The following is a 9,038-nucleotide window of genomic DNA, read 5'->3' as shown; positions in this document are numbered from 1 at the left end:
AAAGACGAGCAGGATGGGTAGGGGAATACTCTCAACAACGATAACCAAAGGCAGAACTCACAGAGACAGTGGATCAGCTATTGGGGACCCCTCAGAAGAGCCAAAGTTGGCTTGGGACAAATCGAAATGCGATCTCAGTCTTTGGAGGTGAGAACGCACAGGAGATCGGTTACAACCTTTGGCCGTCTACCTTAGAGCTTCTTCATGCCAAGAACTTCATCATTAGCTCGCCCAATACCAATAGCTCTCTTGCTCCTACGTGATCTGTGCCAATAACTTGTTGTGTAGCGTTCAGTGGTTTAAGTTTCGCGACACCGATTCGAGTCCTATTCAGCAACTTCTTCAACCGAGGCCAAAGACACTCTCCATGTTCAGCCTCAAGCCAATCAGTACGATCACGTACTGCCCATAACTGGGTACTACGACATACGAGATGATGATTGCTAAAGCGAATAGATGTTGTTGCATTAATCACCTCTGGAATAACGGTTATGTCTCTCGTTGTAGCTCCATCTCTAGCCTCGGCTAGCCGTTTAACGAGTGTCGGTTATGGAAGCTGTACGATCGGCGGTTCTGACGGTGGCAGTGGTGGGCCTGTTGATGGCTTTGGTAGTGGTGGCGGTCTTTGATCGAGGGACCCATGATGATGGTGTTGGCTGGGTAGTCTGATACCATGAGACAGGCACAGGCGCTTACAGCGTTAATGGAGGGTCGTTCCTGCTTCCTAACCGGACCGCCCGGTGCTGGCAAGTCCTATGTTGTAAGGCAGTTTGTTGAGCTAGCCAGAAAGTCTGGGAAGGTTGTCTCGGTTACCGCTTCGACCGGCATAGCTGCCACTCACATCTTTGGTATGACGATTCACTCCTGGTCCGGCATAGGGGTCAGGTCCTCTCTCACATCAAAAGACATAGAGCAGATCGCCTCAAAGGATCTATATGCTCGGCGTCTTCTTGGGACCGACGTGCTCGTGATCGATGAGGTGTCGATGTTGTCTGGTGAGTTCCTCGACATGTTGGACGTCCTTTTATCTGAGGTACGCGGTTCTAGCGCTCCTTTTGGGGATGTCCAGATGGTGCTCGTCGGGGACATGTTTCAGCTCCCTCCGGTACAAAAAGGGGGAGAGGCTCAGTTTGCCTTCTCATCTTCGTCGTGGCGTAACTTAGATCCAGATCCTTGTTATTTGACAGAGCAGCACAGGCAGGGAGACGACGAGCTCAGAGAAATTCTTGAAGCCATGCGAAGAGGGGAACTTCGAGGTCGGCACAAAGACATGCTAAGCAGCAGGGTGGGTGCCCGCCTTGAAGACGCTTCTTTGGACCCTCCGAGGCTATACAGCCACCACGTCGACGTCGATAAGATCAATCAAAGACGCCTTCTCGAGCTCGCTGGCGAGTCCAGGTTCTTTACCATGAAGTACAGTGGATCCGACCAATACCTGCAACAGCTGTTACGTGGCGTACTTGCACCTCAGAGCCTTGAGCTAAAATTAGGTGCTGAAGTAATGTTTGTAGCTAACCACCCCTTGCGTCTTTATGTAAACGGCTCCTTGGGAAGGGTTGTTGATCTCAAAGACCGGTTCCCTGTGGTTGAGATGGCGAACGATAAACGGTATATCACCGTTGAACCTGTCTCCTGGCAGGTAGAAGAAGAGGGGGTGGTACGAGCAGAGATCAGGCAAATTCCGCTCGCCCTAGCCTGGGCGATAACTATCCATAAGAGCCAAGGTATGAGCCTTGATGCGGCGGAGATAGACCTCTCCCGTGCCTTCACCTTCGGGATGGGGTACGTTGCGCTCTCAAGGGTTCGTCGACTCTCGGGTCTGGTTCTAAGAGGGTTCAACGATATGGCACTTCGGTTAGATCCGAGGGTATTTGAGTTCGACCAGACGATAGCAAGACGCGCAAAGAGCCTAGAGGTCGAGCTGACAGACTACCAGTTAGAGCAGACGAGACCATTTGACTCTCTTGGGAGTACTGAGCCTGTCGATCGGACACTTCTAGAAGACCTAAAGCGGTGGAGAAGAAACAGAGCAATCAGCGATGAGGTCCCACCCTATGTCGTGGCACCAGATGTAACTTTGGAGGAGATAGCTGCGACCCTGCCAGCCACCGATGACCAACTTGCAAAGGTTAAGGGTATGGGCACGCTAAGAGTCGCACAGTATTCCAGAGAGATCTTGGCTGTTGTAGAGCGATGGCGTTACAAGGGGAACCAGGAAACTATGTGGTGATAAAAATCCAAATCGGATCTATCCCTCACGGCCGTCGGTATCGTCGTCTATTCCATTTGCGGCTTGCGTACTCTTTACTATCCCCCTTCCACATAGCGATCTCCGCGTAATTTTACTTGGGTGCGACGGGATAGTTAGGCTTTGGGACTCCTTTACCAGTAAGCATCACCACGCTTTACCTAAACAGTACCGTTTCATCTAAGTCAAAAACTTTAGCTTTAAGTGATTAGAGGTTCGATCTATGCTTTGCTGATAAAACGCTTTAGGCGAAGATGTGTTTTCGGGCTCAATGCAATTCTCTAGGAGGATATCCCAACTTCCCACGAGCGTCGTACCATTGCCAAAGAGCTAACGAGAGAGCGCAGTGGGAGTGGAACGGCTCAGATGCGAGAGCGAGATGCTCTCCCAGCTACCATATAGTTACACGCTTTGTTGGATCCATCCACATGGCGTCCTCCTTTGTAACCGAAAAAGCTTCGTAAAATGCGTCTAGGTTTCTCACGACCTGGTTGCACCGAAACTCGGCGGGAGAGTGGGGGTCGGTTGCCAGCCTTCTTACCAACTCCTCGTCCCTCTGCTTTTCTCGCCAAGCCCGAGCCCAAGAGAGAAAGAATCGCTGCGCTCCACTAAGCCCATCTATCTCTTGATCCTCTGCTTCGCTCCGAGAAAGTTGGTAGGCTTTCCAGGCTATTCCCAGTCCCCCGATATCTCCGATGTTCTCACCGATGGTCAGGGCACCGTTTACGTAGTGATCCTTGAGCTGGCGCGGTACTAGGGAGCTGTACTGATCGATTAGGGACTTAGCTCGCATCTCAAAGGACTCTCGGTCTTTATCGGTCCACCAGTTTGACAGCCTTCCGTCCCCGTCGAAGTGTGAGCCTTGGTCATCAAAGCCATGACCGATCTCGTGTCCTATCACAGCTCCGATCGCACCGTAGTTGGCGGCGTCGTCTCTTTCTGGGTCGTAAAAAGGGAACTGTAAGATGGCAGCAGGGAAGACTATCTCGTTGAAACTGGGGTTGTAGTATGCGTTTACTGTCTGTGGAGTCATAAACCACTCGGATCTGTCGACAGGTTTGCCTAGTTTTGAGAACTCACGATCCATCGTGAATTTAGCTCCCGCCATAACATTACCCCACAGGTCATCTGCCTTTATATTTAGCTTTGAGTAGTCCCTCCACTTGTGTGGATACCCTATCTTTGGGGTGAACTTACTCAGCTTCTCAAGCGCCCTGTTTTTAGTCTCCTCGCTCATCCAGGCAAGTTCCTTTATACTCAGTTCATAGGCCTTCAGGAGATAGTCAACCATCTTCTCCATCTGCCTCTTCGCTTCGGGCGAGAAGTGCTCTTTCACGTAGATTTTCCCGAGAGCTTCGCCCATTAGCCCCTCAGTTATCGCAACGGCTCGCTTCCATCTTGGACGAAGCTCTTTGGCGCCGCTAAGCGTTTTCCCGTAAAAGTTGAAGTTCTCTTCGACGAAACTACTGGAAAGATAAGGAGCTGCACCATGTACTATCTGCCACTGCAACCAATCCTTCCAATCTTGAAGAGCTTCCTCGCTAAGTAGCCGAGCTACTCCAATATGAAACGATGGTTGGCGAACAACAAGCTCTCTTAGTGAGTCGGGATGGGCATCAAAGCCCTTTAACCACGGATCAAGTGCTCTTTCATCCTTTAGCTTGGTGTAGTTGGCCTCAAACTCGGACCAGGATCCGAGGTTGTAGGTCTTTATAGAGTCACGACACGATACGTTATCCCAGTGTGATGCAGCGATCTTTCGCTCAAGCCCGGCCACTCGCTCGGCGCGTTCGGCTGGCTCGCTTAGGCCCACAAGCGCGAACATCTTAGAGATGTGTTCTTTATGAGAATGACGAACCTGGGTGAAGTGATCCTCTCTGTAGTACCGTTCGTCCGGAAGTGTTATCCCCGACTGTTCAATTAGAACTAGATATCGATTCGGGTCTCCCGGATCGGGGTCGACAAAGAGCTGAAAGATGCCCGATACCCCTTGACCTTGAAGGCTTCCTAGTAGCTCTAGGAACTGTTCTATGGTATCTACCTGTTCTATAGACTCAAGGAACCCTGCGATCGGCTTAGATCCTAGAGACTCTACTGTGGACTCGTCCATGAAGCTTTTGTAGAGGTCTCTGATCTTTATCTCTTCGGGATCTTCGGTGTCCCTAAGACTTTCTAGAACCTTGCGTAGGGCGATCTCGGCGTTCTCTGCCAGTATGTGGAAGGTACCGTATGAGGACTTGTCAGGGGGTATCTCCGTGGACTCTATCCACTTCTTATTTACGTGTCCAAAGAGGTCGTCCTGTGGAGGAATGCTAGGATCTGTCTCTTCCAAGTTGATGCCGGAGCGCTTAGTCATACCTCAATCCTAACTGCACTTGGCTTCTTAGTGCTGAGAGTCCATAGGACGCATCGCGTGATTGATCAAGAGGTGTAGGTCAAGTAGAAGTTCTAAGGAAATACCTTGCTTCATGTGAACTGAGACACATATACCCATGGGGGTATATCTCTTGAATCGTTAACTTTGTTTTTATGTTACGGAATTAGGAAAGACAGCCAACCTCACGGTGGGGGATTTGTACTTTGCGAACGTTTCCGCAAGATGGGTTGACTAGCCGACTGAGTTTCCGTGCTTGCCCTTTGGGCGTAGGGTAGTGGCACTTAGAAGGAGACAATAGAGATGGCAAGGGTCGTCGTATTAGGGGCTGGTATATCTGGACACACAGCAGCGCTTTATCTGCGGAAGGACTTAAAGCGTCACGATGAGGTTGTCGTGGTATCGCCTAACTCGGAGTGGAACTGGATTCCATCGAACATCTGGGTAGGCGTTGGGAAGATGGATTCTAAAGAGGTGACCTTCCCATTGCGTCCGGTGTACAAGAGGAAGGGCATCGACTTCAGGCAGGCTCGTGCAACCGTAATTCATCCCGAAGGAGACCTAAAAGACGGTATGGGTTATGTGGAGATAATATATACAGATCCTGATCGTTACGGAGAGGTCGAAGAGATCAGGTACGACTACCTTATTAACGCTACTGGACCGAAGCTCAACTTCGAGGCAACCCCTGGACTCGGCCCAGACGGCTACTCCCTGTCTGTGTGCACTGTAGATCACGCTGCTAAGACGGCGTTGGAGCTCGAAAGAGTAATCGACAAGCTAAAGCAGGGCATACCCCAAACCCTCGTCATTGGAGTCGGTCATGGAACCTGTACCTGTGAGGGTGCTGCCTTTGAGTACGCGTTCAACGTCGAGCATGAGTTGCGCGCCAACAAGGTACGGGACCTTGCTGAGGTTATCTACATAACCAACGAGTACGAGTTGGGTGACTTCGGTGTTGGAGGGATGCAGTTTGCATCTAAAGGGTTTGTGACTAACTCCAAGATTTGGACTGAGTCTCTCTTTAGAGAGAGGAACGTAAAGGCCATCGTCGGTGCTCACGTGGAGCGTGTGGAACAAGGAGTTCTGCACTACGAGCAGTTGGACGGTACGAAGGGAAGCATCGAGTTCGACTTTGCAATGCTGCTTCCGCCTTTCAAAGGCGTCGGTCTTACTGCTTTGGATAGAAATGGAGATGACATCACCGACAAACTGTTTGCTCCTAATGGGTTTTTGAAGGTCGATGCCGACTACTCTCAGAAGAGTTTTGACCAGTGGCGAGCAGAGGACTGGCCGAGCACCTATCAGAGCCCGTTTTACGATAACCTCTTTGGTGTAGGAATTGCCTTTGCTCCACCCCATCCAATATCAATGCCCCGGTTCTCACCCAACGGGACTCCGATATCGCCTGCGCCTCCACGCACTGGCATGCCGTCGGGGGTCATGGGAAGGACTGTAGCCGAGACGATCGTAAGCCGCATAGAAACAGGTGATCATACACTTGCCCATAGAGCCTCGATGGCTTCCATGGGTGCAGCGTGCGTTGCCTCAGCAGGGACAGGTTTAGCAAAGGGAACGGCAGCTGCGATGACCATGTCTCCCGTGGTGCCGGACTTCGTGAAGTATCCAGAGACAGGCGGCCGAAACATCAAGGAGACGACCGGTGAGATAGGACTTGGAGCCCACTGGACGAAGCTACTTTTACACTATCTCTTTATCTACAAGGCGAAGGCCCTTCCAGGCTGGCACTTTATTCCTGAATAGGACGGAAGCAAAGGAAAGTTGGACATAGGAGAGAAAATGGAACTTCCAGACGTTGACAAGGCGATCAGCGAGGCCCCGTTGCCTACAAAGATGACGCTTAAAGCTCGTACGAACGTTGTCTTTCAGGTTGTGCGATTCGGTATCTTTGCACTGAGGATGCTTAAGATGGTTCTAAAGGGTCACGAAGAGTAGGCTTAGGAACAGCCCGATCGCTACCTGTTAGACATATTAATCCATCTACGAAGTCGGGCCTTCCCACAAAGATGTAGGGTAGGCCCGACTTCGTAGCGTCTTTGTTGGGATGGATGAGAGTCGATAGGGGAATCCTTCGGAAGATTTGGATTCAGGAACAAGTAATGTAAAGGTCGAATAAGCGCACATTTGGCGGGTGTCAAGGGAAAGTACTTGATCTGGAAGCGAACCTGTTTAGATCTGAGCAAAAGTCAAGAAAATGTGTAACGCCTAGATCGATCAAAAGGTGTTAGCTCCGTTCAGTCCTCCTTCCCCCACTCCGCAGCTAGTTTTACTGGTTGTTGATAGTCGGCTAAGTTCGTGATATTTCGCTGAATGAAATAGTGGAGATCCTTTAGATCGATGTTTTTTAGCCCGCCATCTCGTTCCACTATGTATTCACAGGAAAGAGCTAAGTCGGTCATTCGTCCAAGAACGCTACGATCCGCTGTTGATGTAACCACGACGCAACTTGGGTCAAGTTGGCCGAAGGTTTGCCGATCTAGGTTCTCCGAATCCAACTGGGCCTCTATGAGCGGAACTAGAAATTTGCCAATGGGGCGTATATCAGAGAGACGAATGTCGGGCGCAAAGACACTAAACATAGTCCCAGCGTGAGACGCTAGCAGGCACTTGCGTCCTTGGATCCATATCAAGTTTGCGTACCATTCGTTTGGAGATGGTTCCAGATCGCTCAAGATATTTTCGCTGGGGTCCAGCACTTTTCGTAGCTTCAAAGTACAACAAAGAATCATTATGCGTGCCCAATCACAAAACCTAAATCTATAGGACGTTGCGTGATTCTAGTTCTAAATATAGAGACCTAACCTCGTGATTGGGGGAAACGCTTGATCCTGGGTTGTCTCTAACTTTATGGAGCTGTCTTTTGTGATAGATGAACCTCGCCCCCTTCCTCTCCAAAGACCTCTGAGATAGCAATGAGAGACTCAGGGGCGGTCTTACGCTTGAAGGTATAGAACACCGCTCCCAGAACTAGCCACACACCTACGACTGGACCAGCGTATGATATGGGGGCGGGCAGTGGAGAGATAAAGGAGAACACTGGTACCCCAGCACCCGCAAACAACGCCGGAATTAGTACCAAGACTCCTAACGCCGGTACAAACAGGTGGGTAAAGAACTTGAAGTTGCGTTTTTCGTGTCGAAGGAAGTACACGATCGCAGACACGTTCATGAGGATGTACGCTGCTACGACTACGATAGTGATAATGGTGCCGTCGAGCGCAAATCCATTTACCGGGTTATAAGAGAGACCGAGAACCAAAACGGCTGCAACGGAGACGATAAGCTGAATGATGTTTGCGTTCTTTGGCGTCTGGAACCTTGGGGTTATCTTTGCGAGCGCCCCGGGAAAGACACCAACACGTGCCAAGGCGTATGACATCCTGGTCGATACGTTGGTGCCAGCGTTGCCGTTGGCAAGGGTGGAGTTGATGATCGCGAAGAAGACAAGAATCCAAAACAAACCAAACATGCTCTGAGCCAAGCCCTGCCAAGAAGACGCGGAGTTGAAGTTGGCAAACTTACCTGGCCCGTATATGACCGTGACAGCGTATGTGGTAAAGACGTAGAAGATCCCGATCCCCACCGTCGCCGCCAATATTCCCTTTCGGATCGTTACTTTGGGAGATTTAGCCTCCTCAGCCAAGGGGGCTGCCGCCTCAAAGCCTGCAAAGGCCAGTAGTGAATATACAGATCCTGCGATTACTCCAGTGACTCCGTGAAAGGCTTTAGGTGTGTAGCTGGTTCCAAAGACTGACAAAGTGTTGTGTCCGCCAGCTTTTGCGATAAATAGGACTGCGAGCACTCCGAAGACAGCTATCTCAATCGCTCCCAAGATTGTTCCGGTCTTAGCGGAAGTGGTGATTCCTCGGTAGTTGATTATAAATACCACTCCCATGCCGGCAAGTGACCAGGGCCACCAAAGGCTTGCGGGATAACCGTGAATCTCTGTGGATAAGGTGCCGGCTACGGTGAAGCCGAGCTGTAAGAAGACAAGGGCCGGAACTAGTGCGTAGACGAAGATATATCCCCATCCAATAAAGAATCCAACGATAGGATGTATAGCCTTTGCGCCGTAGGCTGCAAGCGATCCAGCTGAAGGAATCCGACTGGCTAGTTCTCCAATAGAAACAGCGGTTAGGAGGCTCGCAATAAGGGCAATAAGTACCGAAAGCGGAAGATCCCCTCCTGCAAAAGCGGCTCCAGCGGGTATGGATGCAGCGACGGCTGCTCCTGGCGCCATAGCAGTGATGCTCTGGAAGGTAACCTCTCTAAGCCCTATTGCTCCTCGCTTTAACTCTGGCTTAGCTACTCCGTCGGTCAACTTATCTACCCCCAATATCTTGCTTCGATGGATATTTAGCAAATTGTACGTTATCGAGAGTGCCTCGGACGCGT

At 50.6% G+C, this 9,038-nt stretch carries 7 protein-coding genes; 4 read left to right on the top strand and 3 right to left on the bottom strand.

Translation table 11 applies throughout. The features are described from left to right. The first annotated feature begins 80 nt into the window (after positions 1-80). Positions 81-263 carry a hypothetical protein gene (locus BUA24_RS04365; RefSeq protein ID WP_143146383.1) on the top strand — a complete coding sequence of 61 codons (183 nt, stop codon included), beginning with the start codon at positions 81-83 and terminating at the stop codon, positions 261-263. A gap of 410 nt (positions 264-673) precedes the next feature. Beyond that, positions 674-2,230, top strand: a complete 1,557-nt coding sequence (locus BUA24_RS04360; protein ID WP_072789088.1) for an AAA family ATPase — start codon at positions 674-676, stop codon at positions 2,228-2,230. A 409-nt stretch (positions 2,231-2,639) separates the two neighbouring features. On the opposite strand, the gene BUA24_RS04355 is transcribed toward BUA24_RS04360, so the two are convergent. Then, positions 2,640-4,604: a M13 family metallopeptidase gene (locus BUA24_RS04355; protein ID WP_072789076.1), complete on the bottom strand. Its 1,965-nt coding sequence runs from the start codon at positions 4,602-4,604 to the stop codon at positions 2,640-2,642. A gap of 321 nt (positions 4,605-4,925) precedes the next feature. Between BUA24_RS04355 and BUA24_RS04350 the strand changes: the two genes are divergently transcribed. Continuing rightward, positions 4,926-6,386, top strand: a complete 1,461-nt coding sequence (locus BUA24_RS04350; protein WP_072789074.1) for an NAD(P)/FAD-dependent oxidoreductase — start codon at positions 4,926-4,928, stop codon at positions 6,384-6,386. Between the two features lie 36 nt (positions 6,387-6,422). Next, positions 6,423-6,578, top strand: a complete 156-nt coding sequence (locus BUA24_RS12425; protein ID WP_178138700.1) for a hypothetical protein — start codon at positions 6,423-6,425, stop codon at positions 6,576-6,578. Between the two features lie 299 nt (positions 6,579-6,877). On the opposite strand, the gene BUA24_RS04345 is transcribed toward BUA24_RS12425, so the two are convergent. Beyond that, a complete protein-coding gene (locus BUA24_RS04345) occupies positions 6,878-7,372 on the bottom strand; it encodes a DUF6933 domain-containing protein (RefSeq protein WP_072789073.1) in 495 nt (164 codons plus the stop codon). Positions 7,373-7,488: 116 nt separating this feature from the next. After that, positions 7,489-8,979 (bottom strand): APC family permease, encoded by a 1,491-nt coding sequence (locus BUA24_RS04340; protein WP_245790291.1) that lies wholly within the window; start codon positions 8,977-8,979, stop codon positions 7,489-7,491. Positions 8,980-9,038 lie beyond the last annotated feature (59 nt).

The organism is Ferrithrix thermotolerans DSM 19514 (genome assembly GCF_900128965.1).
In the GTDB taxonomy this organism is placed as follows: domain Bacteria; phylum Actinomycetota; class Acidimicrobiia; order Acidimicrobiales; family Acidimicrobiaceae; genus Ferrithrix; species Ferrithrix thermotolerans.
This window is presented reverse-complemented; position numbering and strand designations above follow the sequence as displayed.